The 17,057-nt window shown below is 72.9% G+C and carries 14 protein-coding genes and 1 pseudogene; 5 read left to right on the forward strand and 10 right to left on the reverse strand.

Translation table 11 applies throughout. The annotated features are described in order from the left end of the window. Positions 1-325: 325 nt before the first annotated feature. Positions 326-1,159 (forward strand): C40 family peptidase, encoded by an 834-nt coding sequence (locus ACZ434_RS06995; RefSeq protein ID WP_468452611.1) that lies wholly within the window; start codon positions 326-328, stop codon positions 1,157-1,159. Positions 1,160-1,421: 262 nt separating this feature from the next. Here ACZ434_RS06995 and ACZ434_RS07000 read toward each other — a convergent pair whose 3' ends face one another. Both ACZ434_RS07000 and ACZ434_RS07005 read right to left on the reverse strand, forming a co-directional pair. After that, the gene (locus ACZ434_RS07000) at positions 1,422-3,134 is read right to left on the reverse strand and encodes a hypothetical protein (RefSeq protein WP_468452613.1); all 1,713 of its coding nucleotides are present in this window, start codon (positions 3,132-3,134) and stop codon (positions 1,422-1,424) included. Positions 3,135-3,306: 172 nt separating this feature from the next. Continuing rightward, positions 3,307-4,590: a geranylgeranyl reductase family protein gene (locus ACZ434_RS07005; protein ID WP_468452614.1), complete on the reverse strand. Its 1,284-nt coding sequence runs from the start codon at positions 4,588-4,590 to the stop codon at positions 3,307-3,309. Between the two features lie 97 nt (positions 4,591-4,687). Between ACZ434_RS07005 and ACZ434_RS07010 the strand changes: the two genes are divergently transcribed. Further along, entirely contained in the window at positions 4,688-5,194 is a 507-nt protein-coding gene (locus ACZ434_RS07010) for a GNAT family N-acetyltransferase (protein WP_468452616.1), read from the forward strand. Positions 5,195-5,306: 112 nt separating this feature from the next. Then, a complete protein-coding gene (locus ACZ434_RS07015; RefSeq protein ID WP_468452618.1) occupies positions 5,307-5,660 on the forward strand; it encodes a PASTA domain-containing protein in 354 nt (117 codons plus the stop codon). Positions 5,661-5,673: 13 nt separating this feature from the next. On the opposite strand, the gene ACZ434_RS07020 is transcribed toward ACZ434_RS07015, so the two are convergent. The 6 genes from ACZ434_RS07020 to ACZ434_RS07045 all read right to left on the reverse strand — a co-directional run bounded on the left by ACZ434_RS07020 (position 5,674) and on the right by ACZ434_RS07045 (position 12,066). Continuing rightward, the gene (locus ACZ434_RS07020) at positions 5,674-6,369 is read right to left on the reverse strand and encodes a demethylmenaquinone methyltransferase (RefSeq protein ID WP_468452620.1); all 696 of its coding nucleotides are present in this window, start codon (positions 6,367-6,369) and stop codon (positions 5,674-5,676) included. A gap of 48 nt (positions 6,370-6,417) precedes the next feature. After that, positions 6,418-7,017, reverse strand: coding sequence for an imidazolonepropionase-like domain-containing protein (locus ACZ434_RS07025; protein ID WP_468452622.1), 600 nt, complete (start codon positions 7,015-7,017; stop codon positions 6,418-6,420). A gap of 7 nt (positions 7,018-7,024) precedes the next feature. Further along, positions 7,025-8,224, reverse strand: coding sequence for a cyclic dehypoxanthinyl futalosine synthase (mqnC, locus tag ACZ434_RS07030; RefSeq protein ID WP_468452624.1), 1,200 nt, complete (start codon positions 8,222-8,224; stop codon positions 7,025-7,027). A 68-nt stretch (positions 8,225-8,292) separates the two neighbouring features. Next, on the reverse strand, positions 8,293-9,027 hold the full coding sequence (locus tag ACZ434_RS07035; RefSeq protein WP_468452625.1) for a prepilin peptidase: 735 nt from the start codon (positions 9,025-9,027) through the stop codon (positions 8,293-8,295). 342 nt (positions 9,028-9,369) lie between these two features. Next, positions 9,370-11,145 carry a serine/threonine-protein kinase gene (locus ACZ434_RS07040; RefSeq protein WP_468452626.1) on the reverse strand — a complete coding sequence of 592 codons (1,776 nt, stop codon included), beginning with the start codon at positions 11,143-11,145 and terminating at the stop codon, positions 9,370-9,372. Positions 11,146-11,217: 72 nt separating this feature from the next. Continuing rightward, positions 11,218-12,066: a menaquinone biosynthetic enzyme MqnA/MqnD family protein gene (locus ACZ434_RS07045; protein WP_468452628.1), complete on the reverse strand. Its 849-nt coding sequence runs from the start codon at positions 12,064-12,066 to the stop codon at positions 11,218-11,220. A 308-nt stretch (positions 12,067-12,374) separates the two neighbouring features. Here ACZ434_RS07045 and ACZ434_RS07050 point away from each other — a divergent pair, with 308 nt between their 5' ends. Next, complete coding sequence (locus ACZ434_RS07050) at positions 12,375-12,578, forward strand: cold-shock protein (RefSeq protein ID WP_004984723.1); 204 nt, start codon at positions 12,375-12,377, stop codon at positions 12,576-12,578. 281 nt (positions 12,579-12,859) lie between these two features. Beyond that, positions 12,860-13,539 (forward strand): annotated as a pseudogene (locus tag ACZ434_RS07055) (class I SAM-dependent DNA methyltransferase). A 60-nt stretch (positions 13,540-13,599) separates the two neighbouring features. Here ACZ434_RS07055 and ACZ434_RS07060 read toward each other — a convergent pair. Together ACZ434_RS07060 and ACZ434_RS07065 are read right to left on the reverse strand one after the other, a co-directional pair. After that, the gene (locus ACZ434_RS07060; protein ID WP_468452630.1) at positions 13,600-15,522 is read right to left on the reverse strand and encodes an AMP-dependent synthetase/ligase; all 1,923 of its coding nucleotides are present in this window, start codon (positions 15,520-15,522) and stop codon (positions 13,600-13,602) included. A 207-nt stretch (positions 15,523-15,729) separates the two neighbouring features. Beyond that, positions 15,730-17,016, reverse strand: coding sequence for an acetyl-CoA C-acetyltransferase (locus tag ACZ434_RS07065; RefSeq protein WP_468452632.1), 1,287 nt, complete (start codon positions 17,014-17,016; stop codon positions 15,730-15,732). Positions 17,017-17,057: the final 41 nt, after the last annotated feature.

Here is a 17,057-nt window from a genome sequence, read left to right on the forward strand (position 1 = left end):
AGTCGGGGGGTCACGATCCGGTCACCCTCCGGCACGGCCCGGTCCGCCGCCGTCCGGTGCGACCGCCGACCCGCCGGACGCGGTGAAGGCGGCCACCGTTGCGTGACGTGCGTCACATCGATGAGAGCCCGAGGAGAGGAGGGCTTGGCCAACCAGTTCAACCGGTGGTAAGCGCGGGGCAATTCGGGCGTAACGATGAAAGTACGTGATCACGGGCCGATCACGGGCGCCCGCAATGTCCGTTACGGCGTCAATAAAGAGCGACACGCCCGGGATTCGGACCCTCGATTGAACAACTGTGGCGCAGCACACGTTTCTTGAAGATATGAAGCAGCCCCTGGTACCGGTTGTTCCCATGTCCCACACCGCTCCCATACGCAGCCACCGGAAACCCCGCCGCACCGCGTCGTCCACGATGGCGATGCGGGCCGGAGTTGCCGGTGGCGTCCTCAGCACCCTGGCAGTGGCCGGGGCGTCGGGTTCGGCCAACGCCGCCGAGCCGGTGACGCAGACCCTCGAACTGCCCACCCTGACGGCCGACCTGGCCGCCCAGGTCGCCCAGTCCGCGGAGGCCACCCAGCAGGCCGCCGCGAACTACCAGCTGCAGGCCGAGCGTGACGCGGCCGCCGCCAAGGCCGCCAAGCAGGCCAAGGCGGACCTCGCCGAGGCCAAGGAGAAGGCCGAGGCGAAGAAGAAGGCGGCGGAGGAGGCCCGCAAGGCCGCCGCCGAGCGTGCGTCGCGCGACGCCGGGCGCACCACCCTGGCCACCACCGCGTCGACCGCCTCCGCCTCCGCGCCCGCCAGCGGCAGCGTCGCGACGGTCATCGCCTTCCTCAAGGCCCAGGTGGGCGACGCCTACGTCATGGGCGCCACCGGCCCCAACGCCTGGGACTGCTCGAGCCTGGTGCAGGCCGCGTTCAAGCAGGTCGGCGTGGACCTGCCGCGCGTCTCCCAGGACCAGTCGACGGTCGGCACCGACATCCCGCTGTCGCAGGTCCAGGTCGGCGACATCCTGTACTGGGGCGGCAAGGGCTCCGCGTACCACACGGGTGTCTACATCGGTAACGGCCAGTACCTGGACGCCGCCAACCCGTCCAAGGGCGTCGTCATCCAGGATCTCTCCGGCTACCCCGCGTCGGGTGCCGTGCGCGTGCTCTGAGCCGCGCTCCCACGGGCTGAAGGGCCGCTGCCGCTCGGGGGCAGCGGCCCTCCCCCGTGCACCGGGCCAGGACTGCACCGGGCCAGGATCGCCCGATTGCCCGGATCGTCCCGCCCTCGCGACGGGTTGACGGCACCCCCATGCCTCACGGGCGCCCCGTGGAGCCCCGTGACGGGCCCTCCCGGCGCCCCGCGCGAACGCCGACGGCCGGAGTCCGCACCCCGGACCCCGGCCGCCCACAGCGCCGCTCACGGCGTCGGCGTCAGGCGGTGACACCGCCGCTCTGCCGTGCGCGCCGGCGCAGCAGCACGACGACGCCCGCGCCGAGGCCCAGCGCCAGCAGCGCCGCCCCGCCCATCAGCGCCACCCCGCCGGCACCGGTGAGTGCCAGGCCGCCGTCGGTGTCGTCGCCCGCGACGTCACCGGACGTGCCGTTCGTACCGGAAGAGCCGTTGCCGGAGTCGCCCCCGTCCCCGGACCCGGGCGGGGTCGAGCCGCCCGACGTGCCGCCGTCGCCCGTACCGCCGTCGCCCGTGCCGCCGTCGCTCCCGTCGCCCGTGCCGCCGTCCGTCGACCCGTCGGGGCCGTTGAGCACGATCCAGGCGGAGTTGTTCCCGTGGTCGGAGTCGAAGGGGTTGTCCCACTCGGGCAGCGCGACCTTGCCCCGGGCGCCCTCGACGACCCGGTCGACGCGCAGTTCGAACGGGAAGTCGATCTCGGCGTCCTCCAGCAGCGGGGTGTCCACCCAGCACAGGTAGCCCTTGACGCCCTCGGCGATGGTGTTCTTCCCGCAGCCCTCCGGGGCCTTGGTGACGGTCGCCCCTTCGGGCACGGCCACCGTGAACCCGATGGGCTCGCCGCCGGACCGCAGCGCGCTGATCCACGCGGGACCGTTGTTGCGGAAGCCGATCCGCGCCGTGACGGTGTCACCGGCCTCGGCGTCCTGCGCGGACCCGGTCAGCTCCAGGTCGTAGGTGTTCTTCGTGGGCAGGTCCAGGTCGGCGTACCGGGTGTAGTCCGCGGGGTCCGCGCCGGAGACCTTCGTCAGCTTCAGGTCGGCGCCGGTGCCCGGCCGGTAGTCCTTGGCGGCGCGCAGCCCGGCCGCCTCCTCGGGGGCGACCGCGGTGAAGGAGTAGGTGAAGATGTCGTGCAGCGCGAACGCGGCGGTCTTCACCTTCAGCGGCTCGGCCAGGGCGTAGGCCGTCCCCGCCTCGATGCGGTCGGGGAACGTGCAGATGGCGTCGGTGCCCTGGCGCAGCAGGGGCCCGGTGGTGGTCTCGGCGTAGGAGCAGTTGCCGTAGGAGTCGGGGAAGGACACCCCGCGTGAGCCGTGGAACCGCAGCACCGCGCCCTCGGCGGGCATGCTTCCGGCGTTGCGCAGGCCCACGGGCGCCTCGTAGGTGCCGCCCGCCCGCAGGTCGCCCGGCGGCGGCAGTTCGCGGTTGAGGAACTCGGGGCCGCCGACGAGCACGTCGATGGTGAGCGGGGTGAACTCCAGCCCCTCGCCCTCACCGGTGACGGTGATGCTGCCGAAGTCGCCGGCCTCGCTGTCGTCGCCGATGTCGAGCCGGATGCCGCCGACCCTGTTGTACTGCGTGCCGGCGTACAGCTCGGTGCCCGTGCAGACGGCGACCAGGCCGTCGGCCTCGCACGGGAGCTTCACCTTCGCGACGCCGGCCAGCTCGCTCGCGTCGATGCGGATCGTGTAGTCGCCGGTGAACACGGGCGGGATGACGCCGTCGCCCTCGAACGGCTCGCCGGGGCCGTTCAGCCGCAGGTCGACCTGCGGTTCCGTGGGGTCTCCGTTGTCGGACTGAAGCGACAGGTCGACCCGGTTCTCGCCGGTGATGCTCACGGGAAGGGGCGCGTCGACCGCCTGGGCGGTGCCTGCCGCGCCGGTCGCGATCAGACTCGTGGCGGCCGCCAGCCCCAGGGCTCTGAGCGGCCCGAGCCGCCGGTGTGCCTGCTGTGTCATGGAAGGCTCTTTCGTCGAACGGGACGTGCCCGACTGGGTACGTCCCGTTCGACGGCCATCGTTGTCGATCAGTTGTCCACGAAAGCGTCACGTGGTGATCACGGTCACGCATACCTCACCGGTCACGACGGTCGCATCCCGGACGCCACCGGCCACCCCGCCCGCCGGGGCGTCACGCCTTCGGCGCCACCCTGCTCAGGCCGTTGATGACGCGGTCCATCGCGTCGCCGCCCGTGGGGTCGGTCAGGTTGGCGAGCAGCTTCAGCGTGAACCGCATCAGCATCGGGTGGGTCAGTCCGCGCTGGGCGGCGATCTGCATGACCTTGGGGTTGCCGATGAGCTTCACGAAGGCGCGGCCGAGCGTGTAGTAGCCGCCGTAGGTGTCCTTCAGGACGCGCGGATAGCGCTGGAGGGCGATCTCCCGCTGCGCCGGAGTGGCCCGCGCGTGTGCCTGCACGATCACGTCGGCGGCGATCTGCCCGGACTCCATGGCGTAGGCGATGCCCTCGCCGTTGAACGGGTTGACCAGGCCGCCCGCGTCGCCGACGAGCAGCAGCCCGCGCGTGTAGTGCGGCTGGCGGTTGAAGGCCATGGGGAGCGCGGCGCCGCGGATCGGGCCGGTCATGTTGTCCGGGGTGTACCCCCAGTCCTCCGGCATCGAGGCGCACCAGGCCTTGAGGACCTCGCGCCAGTCCAGCTCCTTGAAGGAGTCGGAGGTGTTGAGCACGCCGAGGCCGACGTTGCTGGTCCCGTCGCCCATGCCGAAGATCCAGCCGTAGCCGGGCAGCAGCCGGTCCTGCGGGCCGCGGCGGTCCCACAGCTCCAGCCAGGACTCCAGGTAGTCGTCGTCGTGGCGCGGCGAGGTGAAGTACGTGCGCACCGCGACGCCCATCGGCCGGTCCTCGCGCCGGTGCAGCCCCATCGCCAGGGAGAGCCGGGTGGAGTTGCCGTCGGCGGCCACCACCAGCGGGGCGTGGAAGGTGACTTCGCGCTTGTCCTCGCCGAGTTTCGCCTTCACGCCCGTGATGCGGCCGGTGCGGTCGTCGACGATCGGCGCGCCCACGTTGCAGCGCTCGTAGAGCCGGGCGCCCGCCTTCTGGGCCTGCCGGGCGAGCTGCTCGTCGAAGTCGTCGCGCTTGCGGACCAGGCCGTAGTCGGGGAAGGAGGCGAGATCCGGCCAGTCGAGCTGGAGGCGGACGCCGCCGCCGATGATGCGCAGGCCCTTGTTGCGCAGCCAGCCGGCCTCCTCGGAGATGTCGATGCCCATCGACACCAGCTGCTTGACGGCGCGCGGTGTGAGGCCGTCGCCGCACACCTTCTCGCGCGGGAACTCGGTCTTCTCCAGCAGGAGCACGTCGAGTCCGGACCGGGCCAGGTGGTAGGCGGTGGTGGAGCCGGCCGGCCCCGCGCCTACGACAATGACGTCCGCGGTGTTGTCGGAGAGGGGCTCGGTCACGGCGGGATCTCCCCAAGTTCGAAATCTGCGTGCCGACCGGCACTGGACAGGGGCAGTCTATTCAGCAGAATTGATCACCCGGCTGAAGGGCTGCCCCGTGAACCGAGCTCTCCCCGCTGTACGGCTGCGAGTTCCCACCCATGAGGACGCCTTCACCTGGCACCGTCTCTTCGGCGACCCGGACGTCATGGAGTTCCTCGGCGGCAAGGCGGCGGACCTGTCGGTCTACGAGGAGCTCACCGCCCGCCAGCGTCGGCACGACGCCCAGCTCGGCTTCTGCCTGTGGACCCTGCTCGACGCGTCCGGGCAGGTCATCGGCTTCACCGGCGCCCAGCCGTGGGAGCGCGACTGGGGTCCCACGGGCGAGATCGAGATCGGCTGGCGGCTCGCGCGGGAGCACTGGGGCAGGGGGTACGCCACCGCCGCGGCCCGGGAGACCCTGGAGCGGGTGGGTGCGGCGGGCGTGCAGGACGTGGTGGCGATGGTGGACGTCCGCAACACCCGCTCGGCCGAGGTCACCCGACGGCTGGGGATGCGCCTCGCCGAGACCTTCATGTCCCCCGGCTCACGGCGCGAGGTCCACTGCTACCGCCTGGACCTCTGACCCGCACCTGTCACTCTCCGTAGTCGATTGTCACGGAACGCCACTTGATGCTTCCGGCGGGCGTCGCACCGGTCTACTCTGCCGGTACCGCTGGGGGGTGACGTCCGTGCGTATGACGCCCAAAGGACCCGAGACACCCGAGGTGCGCGTGCCGCGCCTGGTCGGCCTGATGGCCGTGGACGCGCGCGAATCGGCTCGCGCGCGGGGCCTGTTCGTGAGCGCCCCGGACCGGCCGGACTCCCGGCTCGCCGTCGTCGACTACGTCGTACGCCAGTATCCGCAGCCCGGCACCGAGGTGCCCCGGGACTCGGTGGTGCACGTGTGGTTCGACTTCGGTGAGGGCGACGGCGGGGGCGGCGGGGTGCGCGAACCGCGCGGACCCCTGCCACCCACGGGCGGACTCCAGCGGGAACTGGACGAACCGCACGGCGGCGGCCTCCACGCCGTGGCGCTCAGCCGCCCCTGAGACGCGCGTGCGCTCAGACGTCCTTGAAGCCCCGGTGCAGCGCCACCACGCCGCCCGTCAGGTTGCGCCACGCCACCCGCGACCAGCCGGCGCCCTTGAGCCGGTCGGCCAGCGCGGGCTGGTCGGGCCAGGCGCGGATGGACTCGGCGAGGTAGACGTACGCGTCCGGGTTGGACGACACCGAGCGGGCGACCGGCGGCAGCGCGCGCATCAGGTACTCGGTGTAGACGGTGCGGAACGGCGCCCAGGTGGGCTGCGAGAACTCGCAGATGACGATCCGCCCGCCGGGCCGGGTCACCCGGTGCATCTCGCGCAGCGCCGCGTCCGTGTCCTGCACGTTGCGCAGCCCGAAGGAGATGGTGACGGCGTCGAAGACGTCGTCCCGGAACGGCAGCCGGGTCGCGTCGCCGGCCGTGTACGGCAGCCAGGCGTTGTTCCGCTTGCCGACCCGCAGCATGCCCTGGGAGAAGTCGCAGGGCACGACGTAGGCGCCGGTGCGGGCGAAGGGCATCGACGAGGTGCCGGTGCCGGCCGCCAGGTCCAGGACCTTCTGCGCGGGCCGCGCGTCGACGGCCCGCGCGACCTCCTTGCGCCATCGCCGGTCCTGACCGAGGGACAGCACGTCGTTGGTCAGGTCGTACCGTTCCGCGACTCCGTCGAACATCGAGGCGACTTCGTGCGGCTGCTTGCTCAGGCTGGCTCGGGTCACGGGGCCATTGTGGCAGGCGGCCCGCACCGGCTACGCGGCCCGCACCGGCTACGCGCGCCGGTACACCATCCGGCCGCCCACGACGGTGACCACGCACGTGGACGCGCCGTCCCGTACGAGGGCGTCCCGGTCGGGCACGTCGAACACCGCGAACCGCGCGGGTTTCCCGGCGCCCAGGCCCGGCAGCAGCACGAGCGGCACCGGGGAGAGCGCCGCGGGTCCGGGCAGCATGGCCGGGCGCCCCGCCAGGGCGAGCCCGGCCCTGCGCACCGCGTCCAGGGCCGCGCGGCTGCGCAGTTCACCGGCGACCGCCACCGTTCCGTGCGCCAGCATGCGCTGCACTCCACGCCGTGCGCTGGCGCCCCGCGCGGACGGGTCGGCGCCGAGGAGTGCCTGCGCGCGCCCGCCGAACACCGGCTCGCTGCCGAGCCGGTCCGCCTCGCGCGGGTCGGGGTGGTACGCCTGCTCCAGCAGTTCCGGGCCGTACGGGTTGAGCAGTCCGGGTGTCAGGATGCCGGGCCACCGCCGCACCCGGGCGTCCGGATGAGCGGCGGCCAGCTCCTCGTACGGGCCGAGGGCGGCGATGTGCGCGCCGTCGACCAGGACGGCGGCCCCGGGCGAGGCGTCGGCGGTGTGGATCGTCAGCACGGGTGCGTCAGTTGGAGGCCAGGAGCTTCAGCTCCGGGTGGGCCGTGCCGCCCTCGATGGCGGTGGAGGAGATGTGGGAGACCACGCGGTCGTCGACCGGGTCGTTCGCCGGGTCGTCGTGGACGACGAGGTGCTCGTACGTCGTGGACCGCTGCGCCGGGACCCGGCCCGCCCTGCGGATCAGGTCGATGATCTCCAGCCGGTTGGAGCGGTGCTTGGCACCGGCGGAGGAGACCACGTTCTCCTCCAGCATGATCGAGCCGAGGTCGTCCGCGCCGTAGTGCAGCGAGAGCTGGCCGACCTCCTTGCCGGTGGTCAGCCAGGAGCCCTGGATGTGGGCGACGTTGTCCATGAACAGCCGCGCGATGGCGATCATCCGCAGGTACTCGAAGAGGGTGGCCTGCGTGCGGCCCTTCAGGTGGTTGTTCTCGGGCTGGTAGGTGTACGGGATGAACGCACGGAAGCCGCCCGTGCGGTCCTGTACGTCCCGGATCATCCGCAGGTGCTCGATCCGCTCGGCGTTGGTCTCGCCGGTGCCCATCAGCATGGTGGAGGTGGACTCGACGCCGAGGTTGTGCGCGATCTCCATGATCTCCAGCCAGCGCTCGCCGGACTCCTTCAGCGGGGCGATGGCCTTGCGCGGACGCTCCGGGAGCAGCTCGGCGCCGGCGCCGGCGAAGGAGTCGAGCCCGGCCGCGTGGATGCGGGTGATGGCCTCCTCGACCGACACCTTCGAGATCCGGGCCATGTGCTCGACCTCGCTCGCCCCCAGACTGTGGATGACGAGCTGCGGGAACTCCTTCTTGATGGCGGCGAAGTGCTTCTCGTAGTACTCGACGCCGTAGTCCGGGTGGTGGCCGCCCTGGAACATGATCTGCGTGCCGCCGAGTTCGACGGTCTCGGCGCAGCGCCGCAGGATGTCGTCGAGGTCGCGGGTCCAGCCCTTGGCGGTGTCCTTGGGCGCGGCGTAGAAGGCGCAGAACCGGCAGGCGGTGACGCAGACGTTGGTGTAGTTGATGTTCCGCTCGATGATGTACGTCGCGATGTGCTCCGTACCGGCGTACCGGCGCCTGCGTACGGCGTCGGCGGCGGCGCCCAGCGCGTGCAGCGGGGCGTCGCGGTAGAGGTCGAGGGCCTCTTGGGGGGTGATCCGCCCACCGGCGGCGGCACGGTCGAGGACGGGCTGAAGGTCTGCCTTCTCGGTCACCGGTGTCCCTTTCATAAGGGTGTGGACGGACGGAATCAGCGTACGTCAGCCGGGTCCGCCGCCTGACGTCAGGCCGCGTACGCGCCCATCAGCAGCCCCACGAAGGCGCCGCTGATCAGGAACGGCCCGAACGGGATGGCCGTCTTGCGTCCCGCCTTCCGGGCGACGACGAGAACACCTCCGTACAGCGCCCCGGACAGGAACCCGGCGAGGGTGCCGAGCATCACGGTCGGCCAGCCGTACCAGCCGAGGACGGCGCCCGCGCCGAGGGCGAGCTTCACATCGCCGAAGCCCATGCCGCCCGGGTTGATGAGGAACAGCACGAAGTAGCCGGCGCCCAGGGCGAGGGCGCCCAGCAGGGCCGTCGTCCACTCCCCGGCGTGCTCCGGGAGCAGCGCGGTCGGGCCCAGCAGGACCAGTGCGGCGGCGGCGAACGGCAGGGTGAGCGGGTCGGGCAGCCGCTGCACGCGGAAGTCGACGACCGCGAGCAGCACCGCGACGGGCGCGAGCAGCAGCCACACCGCCAGCTCGGGCCGGGTCCCGGTGGCGGCGGCGAGGGCGGCGCAGACCAGGGCGGTGACGACGACGGAGGCGGCGCCGGGCCCGTACGACGGTCCCGCGCACGGTCCGCACCGGGCGGGTCCGAGCCAGCCGTCCACCGGATGCCCCGCCGGGCACGCCGTCCGCCAGGCCTCCCCCGACGGGACGGCGAACCGGTAGGCGGCCCGGGGCAGTACCGCGCCGGCCGCCGCGCCCCACAGCGCGGCGACGGCGATCAGCGAGACGTACAGTCCGTCGTTCATTCCGTCCGGGATCCTAGGGACTGTCACCGCGCGGTCATAGTCCCCGGCGCGCCCGGTTGTTCGTACCGCGCGGGCAGCGGTGCCGTCAGTACGGCGTGGCGTGCAGGTGGCCGTCGGCCGAGACGCCCGCGCCCGCGGTGACGCCGAGGGAGCCCGGCCCGGCGTGGAGGCCGACGCCGAGTTCGAGGGCGGCGCCCGCCTGCCCGCCGGCGACGGCAGACCCGATGAAAGCACGGGCGGGATGGGGCGGCCGGACCGTGGAGGCTGTGCAGATCCGCGGCAGGTTCCGGAACCACTCCCCCCGGACCCGGGTGGAACGGCCGCACAGGGCGGCCCCGTCCGCTAGCCGATCTTCGACAGCCGGGCCTTCGGACGTCCGGAGGCCGTGCTGTCCGACTCGTACACGAGGTCGTCGCCGACCGGGGTGAGGAGGACCGTGTGGGGTTCCTGGTCGCAGACGCTCCGGTTGTTCTTCGCTCCGGCGGAGGTGGTGACGAGCCGTTTCCCGGTCACCTGTTTCAGGGTGAGTACGTCGTCGCAGGTGCCGCCGAAGATGTCCGTGTGCCGTACGGTGCCCACCCGCTCGCCCACCTTCGCCTCGCCGAGCGTCACCCGGAACGTGCCGAGCGGAATGGAGAGGGTGTCGCGGGAGGTGGCCTGTCCCTCCCAGGTGCCGAGGTAGGCGGCGGGGACGGTGCCGGGCGCGGGCTCCTGCGGCCGGGTGCTGCCGCCCGAATCCGCGCTGTCGCCGGGGGACTTGCCCGTGCCGGGCAGCAGGTCGAGCACGGCCACGGATCCGACGGTCACGGCGGCCAGCGCGCCCGCCACGGCGAGGGCGACCGTGCAGCTCACCCGCCGGCCCCGGCCGCCGGTGCCGGGTGCGGCCGTGGCCGCCACGGAGACGGAGACCCTGCCGGGGCGGTGGGGACCTCCGGAGCCTTCGCCCACGGGCCGGGTCGGGGGGTGGGGGACCGCGTACGGGTTCGCGTCGGGGCCGCTGCCCGCGCCGGAACCGGCGTCCCGGGTGCCAGGGGCCTCGCGCGGTTCGGGGACCACCGCCCCGCTCATCACCGGCGGCGGCCCGAAGGTCCCGCCCGCCGCCCCCACCGTCGGCAGCTCTCCGACCGGCGGATCACCGGGGCCGGTGCTTCCGGTGTCCGGGGCGCCGTCCACCGACGGCCTGCTGAATCCGAGCGGCCCCGATGCCGGCCCGCCCTCCGTCGCCTCCAGGTTCAGCAGCCGCACCGCGGCCCGGCTGACCTGTTCCACCAGGGGCCCGGGCAGCCAGCCGCCCGCCACCAGGCGGGCCGCGCCGCCCTCGGGCGCGAGCCGCCGGGCCACCTCGGCGGGGGCGGGGCGTGCGGAGGGGTCCTTGTTCAGGCAGGCCTCGGCCAGTTCGCGCACCTCGCCCCGCAACTCGCCCAGCTCCGGCGGCTCGTGGACGATCTTGTAGAGCAGGGCCGCCGAGGAGTCGCCGGGGAAGGGCGGCCGGCCGGTCGCCGCGTACGCCAGGACCGCGCCGAGCGAGAAGACGTCCGCCGCGCCGGTGACCCCCTTGCCGAGGATCTGCTCGGGGGACATGTAGCCGGGGGAACCGATCGAGACGCCGGTGGAGGTCAGGGAGGCGGTGCCCCCAAGGGCGCGGGTGATGCCGAAGTCGATCAGCAGGGGGCCGTCGAGGGTGAGCAGGACGTTGGACGGCTTCACGTCCCGGTGCACCAGGCCGAGCTCGTGCACGGCCGTCAGGGCCTCGGCCAGCCCCGCGCCCAGGGTCCGTACGGTGTGGGCGGGCAGCGGGCCGGCGTCGGTGACCGCCGCGGCGAGGGAGGGGCCGGCCGCGTAGGCGGTGGCGACCCACGGGACGCGGGCCTCGGGGTCGGCGTCGAGGACGGATGCCGTCCAGGCGCCGCCGACCCGGCGGGCGGCGTCGATCTCCCGGCGGAACCGGGCGCGAAACTCCTCGTCCAGCGCGAAGTGCGGGTGCACGATCTTCACCGCGACGGTGCGGCCGCCGGCGCTGCGGCCCAGGTAGACCCGGCCCATGCCGCCGGAGCCGAGCCGGCCGAGCAGCCGGTAGGGCCCCACGGCCGTGGGTTCGTCCACATCGAGCGGCCGCATGGCGCCACCCCTCCCCCGTCACGCCCGTACGCCGGAACCTTCCAGCAGGGTAGTGCGCCGCCCGCGTCGGCCTCAGGGTTGCAGGAGATCCACCGTGACGTCCGCGGGGAACCCGGTGGTCGGGCCCACCCGGCGGGCGAACTCCGCGACGGCCGCCAGCTGCGGGGCGCCGAAGCTGAAGTCGAGGGTGGTGAAGTACTGGGCCAGGGTCCGCTCGTCGAAGGCCTCCCAGCGGGCCGCCTGCTCGGCGACCTTGTCGACCTCCTCCAGGGAGACGTTGCGGGAGGCGAGGAAGGCCTCGTGCACCTTGCGGGTGATGACCGGCTCGCGCTCCGCGTAGTCGCGCCGGGCCGCCCAGACCGCGAAGACGAACGGCAGGCCCGTCCACTCCTTCCACAGGGCGCCCAGGTCGTGCACGTCGAGGCCGTAGCGGGGGCCGTCGACCATGTTGGCGCGCAGGGCCGCGTCCCCGATGAGGACGGCCGCCTCGGCCTCCTGCATCATCAGGCTCAGATCGGGCGGGCAGGTGTAGTAGTCGGGCTGTACGCCGTACCGCTCGGCGAGGAGGAGCTGGGCGAGCCGCACGGAGGTGCGGGAGGTCGACCCGAGGGCGACCCGGGCGCCGTCCAGCCGGTCCAGCGGGACCTGCGAGACGATCACGCAGGACATCACGGGGCCGTCGCAGCCCACGGCGATGTCGGGGAAGGCGACGAGCCGGTCCGCGTGCTTGAGGTACTCGACCAGGGTGATGGGCCCGATGTCGAGGTCGCCCTGCACCAGCTGCTCGCTGAGCTTCTCGGGGGTGTCCTTCGTCAGCTCGAAGTCGAGGAGCGTGCCCGTTCTCGCGAGCCCCCAGTACAGGGGCAGGCAGTTCAGGAACTGGATGTGGCCGACGCGCGGCCGGGTGCGAGGATTGTCCACATCGTGAGGCTAGCCCTCGTCCCGGGGCGGAAGGACCTCCACCCCCTTGTTCATCATTGAACGATCTAACGGGTGTGACGGACGGGATCTGCAAACATTCGGGTGACGTGATCTTGACCTCTATTGCACGGGGCCCCTCGCGTGCTAGGCTCATCGCAAGTTGCAGTTTGGTTTCCCTTGCAGTACAGAGCCTGCGGAGCATGTGACCGCGGGCTCTCGTCGTTCTCAGACGGATGCAGTTGTGCGGAATTGGTCTTCACACTTGCTGGTTCTGGAGCAGGGCAACCCTTTGAGCCCAAGGAGGGCTTATGGCTACCGGAACCGTGAAGTGGTTCAACGCCGAAAAGGGCTTTGGTTTCATCGCCCAGGAAGGCGGCGGCCCCGACGTCTTCGTCCACTACTCCGCGATCAACGCGACCGGCTTCCGGTCCCTCGAGGAGAACCAGCAGGTGTCCTTCGACGTCACGCAGGGTCCGAAGGGCCCGCAGGCGGAGAACGTCACCCCGGTCTGATCCTCCGATCCGGGAACGACTAGCAGTACCCAAGGAGCCCCGCGCCGTCAGGCGACGGGGCTCCTGCCTTTCCGGAGCCTCGTTGAATTCCCGGTGAATTCCCGGCCCGAGTGCCACAGAACCGGCACGACTTTCATACCGGTCTGCGGCGCCTCGTCCCCCTGCCGCCCCTCACCGCGATACGGCACGGGTCACCCATTCGGCTTCGTCCTTTCAGGTGGTGCTCAGGTACCGGCCGCGCGGGGCCGCATTGTCGGTGGGCGCGGGTAGGGTCCCCGGCCATGACCTCCCCCGCCGATCACGTGTCCGCGACCCGCGCCTTCTACGACGCCGTCGCCGAGGACTACGCCGCCCTGTTCCGTGACCAGCTCGCGGTGAGACCGCTGGACCGGGCGCTGCTGGCCGGCTTCGCCGAGCTGGTCGGGGAGGGTGGCCGGGTGGCCGACCTGGGGTGCGGCCCCGGAACGGTGACGGCGCACCTCGCCTCCCTCGGCCTCTCCGTCTCCGGCCTCGACGTGTCGGAGGGGATGCTCGCGATCGCCCGCCGCGACCATCCGGGCCTGCGCTTCGAGCAGGGGTCGATGCGGAACCTGGACCTCCCCGGCGGCGCCCTCGACGGCGTGGTCTCCTGGTACTCCACCATCCACACCCCGCAGGACGAACTTCCCGCCGTCTACGCCGAGTTCCGCCGGGTCCTGGCACCCGGGGGCCATCTGCTGCTCGCGTTCCAGTGCGGCGACGAGCCCCGCCGCCACGAGCACCCCTGGGGCCACGCGGTCACCCTCGACTTCCGGCGCATGCGCCGGAACGCGTCGCCGCGCTCCTGGAGGAGGCCGGTTTCACCCTCGTCCAGCACACGGTCCGCGCCGCCGACACGGGCCAGGGCGAGTCGACACCCCGGGCGTTGCTGATCGCCCGCACCCCACGGACCCCTCGCACCCCACGGACCCCCGCCCCCTGAACCACGCTCCCCCACGGACCCCTGCCCCGGTTCCGGGCCCCCGTGTCCGCGCCGGCGCCCCTACCGCTCGTACAGCCCCTCCACCTCCGCCGCGAAGTCCCGCAGGATCCGCTCGCGGCGCAGTTTCATCGAGGGGGTGAGGTGGCCCGACTCCTCGGTGAAGTCCACCGGGAGGACGGTGAAGCGGCGGATCGACTCCGGGCGGGAGAGCATCTTGTTGGCCTCGTCGATGGCCCGCTGGACGATCGCCAGCAGTTCCGCGTCGTCGGTGAGGAGTTCCGCGGGGACCGGGTGCCTGCCGTTCATGCGGCGCCAGTGGGTGATGCCGTCGGGGTCGAGGGTGACCAGCGCGGAGACATAGGGGCGGTTGTCGCCCACCACCATGACCTGGGAGATCAGCGGGTGGGAGCGGAGCCAGTTCTCCAGCGGGGCGGGAGCGACGCTCTTGCCGCCGGCGGTGATGATCAGCTCCTTCTTGCGGCCCGTGATGGTGAGGTAGCCCTCGTCGTCCAGTTCGCCGATGTCGCCGGTGGCGAGCCAGCCGTCGGGGGCGGCGGGGACGACCCCGCCCGCCCGCGGGTCCCAGTAGCCGCGCAGGACGTGCTCGCCGCCCAGCAGGATCTCGCCGTCCGCCGCGATGCGGATCCGGGTGCCGGGCAGCGGCCAGCCCACCGTGCCCAGGCGGGGCTTCAGCGGGGGTGTCACGGTGGAGGCGCCGGTGGTCTCCGTCAGGCCGTAGCCCTCGAAGATCTCGATACCGGCACCGGCGTAGAAGGCGCCGAGCCGGCGGCCGAGCGGGGAGCCGCCGCAGATGGCGTAGCGGACCCTGCCGCCCATGGCGCCCCGGATCCGGCGGTAGACGAGCGGGTCGTAGAGGGCGCGGGCGGCCTTCAGGGAGCGGGAGGGGCCGGGGCCCGCCCCGGTCTGCCGCTCCTCCAGCGCCTCGCCGTAGCGGCGGGCCACCGACTCCGCGCGGTCGAAGGTCGAGGCCCGTCCGACCGACTCGGCCTTGGCGCGGGCGGCGTTGAAGACCTTCTCCAGCATGTACGGGATGGTCAGCAGGCAGGTGGGCCGGAAGCTCGCCAGGTCCGGCAGCAGGTCCTCGGTGGCCAGGCTCGGCGCGTGTCCGAGGCGGACCCGGGCCCGTACGCAGGCGACGGCGACCATCCGGCCGAAGACGTGGGACATGGGCAGGAAGAGCAGCACGGACGCCTCTTCCCCGGTCCGGGCGCGGAAGACGGGGTAGAGCAGCTCGATGGCGTTGTCGACCTCGGCGAAGAAGTTGCCGTGGGTGAGGGCGCAGCCCTTGGGGCGGCCGGTCGTGCCGGAGGTGTGGACGATCGTGGCGAGGGTGTCGGGGCCGAGCATGCCCCGGCGCACCTCCACCTCGGCGTCCGGCAGGTGGGTGCCCGCCTCCGCCAGGGCGTCGACGTGTCCCTTCTCCATGGTCCACACCCGGCGCAGGTCGGGCAGGTGCGGGAGTTCCGGGGCGAGGGCGGCGGCCTGCGCAGCGGTCTCCGTGATCAGGGCGACCGCGCCGGAGTCGTGCAGGATCCAGCGGGTCTGGAAGAGGGACGAGGTGGGGTAGACGGGGACGGTGACCAGTCCGGCCGCCCAGGCGGCGAAGTCGAGGACCGTCCACTCGTAGACGGTGCGGGCCATGACGGCGAGCCGGTCGCCCGGCGCCAGGCCCTCGGCGATCAGGCCCTTCGCCACCGCCAGGACCTCGGCGGCGAACTCCCGCGCCGTCACGTCCCGCCAGCCGCCGTCGGCCGTCCTCCGGCTGAGGACCACCGCGTCGGGTGCCGTGTTCGCGTTCTCGAAGGGCAGGTCGGCGAGCGATCCGTGCCGCACCGGCCTGGCGAACGGCGGCACGGACGCTTCCCGTACGGCTCCGTCCAGCCGCCGGATCTCGGGCTCGACCAGGACGGGCGCTCCGTAGACGTCGTCGTCGAGAGCGGTGGAGGAATGCGCGGCGGACACGGGCGGCTCCTGGGACGGCGGCGGAACTGCTTGGTGCCACGACGTACGTGCCCCGCACGCCGAGGCGCTCACCGGAGCCCCGGCGAAGGGGGCGGCACCGGTCGGTGCCGGGATCGTACGGCGGTGACGTGGGGGGTCTGTGCGGGTCCGGGGGCGGTCCCGGGACGGGCGTGTGCAGTGTCGGGGGTCGGCCTGTGGGGCGCGGGCTCAGGGACGTTCCAGGATCGCCGTCACGCCCTGCCCGCCCGCCGCGCAGATCGAGATCAGGCCCCGGCCGGGGGCGTCCCGCTCGGCGAGGAGGGCGGCCAGGGTCGCCACGATGCGGGCGCCCGTGGCGGCGAAGGGGTGGCCGGTGGCCAGGGAGGAGCCGGCGGCGTTCAGCCGTGCGCGGTCCACGGGCGCCAGGCCCCGCTTCTCCCAGGCGGCCAGGGTGGCCAGCACCTGGGAGGCGAACGCCTCGTGCACCTCGACGAGGTCGAAGTCCGTCAGGTCCAGCCCGGCCCGCTCCAGCATGCGGGGGACCGCGTACGCGGGCGCCATCAGCAGGCCGTCCGGGCCGCCGGCGACGTCCCCGTGCACGAAGTCCACGGCGGCCGTCTCGTACGCGGTGAGGTACGCGAGCGGTTCCAGGCCCCGCTCCCGCGCCCACTCCTCGCTCGCCAGCAGCACCAGCGCGGCGCCGTCGGTGAGCGGGGTCGAATTGCCCGCCGTCATCGTGGCGTCGGGGTGGCCGAGGCCGAACACCGGTTTCAGCGCGGCGAGTTTCTCCACCGTCGAGCCGGGCCGCAGGTTCTGGTCGCGGGCCAGGCCCCGGAACGGCACCACCAGGTCCTCCAGCAGGCCGCGTTCGTACGCCGCCGCCAGCCGCTGGTGGCTGGCGGCCGCCAGTTCGTCCTGGGCCTCACGGGTGATGCCCCAGGCGCGGGCGGTGACCGCCGCGTGCTCGCCCATGGACAGGCCGGTACGCGGCTCGGCGTTGCGCGGGATGTCGGGGACGAGATGCCCGGGGCGCACCTTCGCCAGCGCCCTGACCCGGGCGCCGAGCGACGTCGCCCGCCGTGCCTCCAGCAGCACCCTGCGCAGGGCGTCGTTGACGCCGAGCGGCGCGTCGCTCGCGGTGTCGGCACCGCCCGCGATCGCCGCCTCGGTCTGGCCGAGGGCGATCTTGTTGGCGGCGGCGACGACGGCCTGGAGTCCGGTGCCGCAGGCCTGCTGGATGTCGTAGGCGGGGGTGCGGGCGTCGAGCCGTGAACCGAGGACGGTCTCCCGGGCGAGGTTGAAGTCACGGCTGTGCTTGAGGACCGCTCCGGCGACGAACTCCCCCACCGCGCCCGGCTCGTGGAGTGCGTACCGCTCGACCAGGCCGTTCAGGGCGGCGGTGAGCATCTCCCGGTTGGAGACGGTGGCGTAGGGGCCGTCGGACCGGGCGAACGGGACACGGCTGCCGCCGATGACCGCGACGCGCCGGACGGCAGTCCGCTTCGGGGTGCTCATCTCGACCTGCTCCTCACCGGTGACATAGGATTACCTCCGGT

This window comes from Streptomyces sp. NPDC030893 (assembly GCF_055571535.1).

Coding starts and splice junctions, on each gene's coding strand:
- ACZ434_RS06995 (WP_468452611.1), top strand. CDS start 326: ATGAAGCAGCCCCTGGTACCGGTTGTTCCCATGTCCCACACCGCTCCC.
- ACZ434_RS07000 (WP_468452613.1), bottom strand. CDS start 3,134: ATGACACAGCAGGCACACCGGCGGCTCGGGCCGCTCAGAGCCCTGGGG.
- ACZ434_RS07015 (WP_468452618.1), top strand. CDS start 5,307: ATGACGCCCAAAGGACCCGAGACACCCGAGGTGCGCGTGCCGCGCCTG.
- ACZ434_RS07035 (WP_468452625.1), bottom strand. CDS start 9,027: ATGAACGACGGACTGTACGTCTCGCTGATCGCCGTCGCCGCGCTGTGG.
- ACZ434_RS07040 (WP_468452626.1), bottom strand. CDS start 11,145: ATGCGGCCGCTCGATGTGGACGAACCCACGGCCGTGGGGCCCTACCGG.
- ACZ434_RS07050 (WP_004984723.1), top strand. CDS start 12,375: ATGGCTACCGGAACCGTGAAGTGGTTCAACGCCGAAAAGGGCTTTGGT.
- ACZ434_RS07065 (WP_468452632.1), bottom strand. CDS start 17,016: ATGAGCACCCCGAAGCGGACTGCCGTCCGGCGCGTCGCGGTCATCGGC.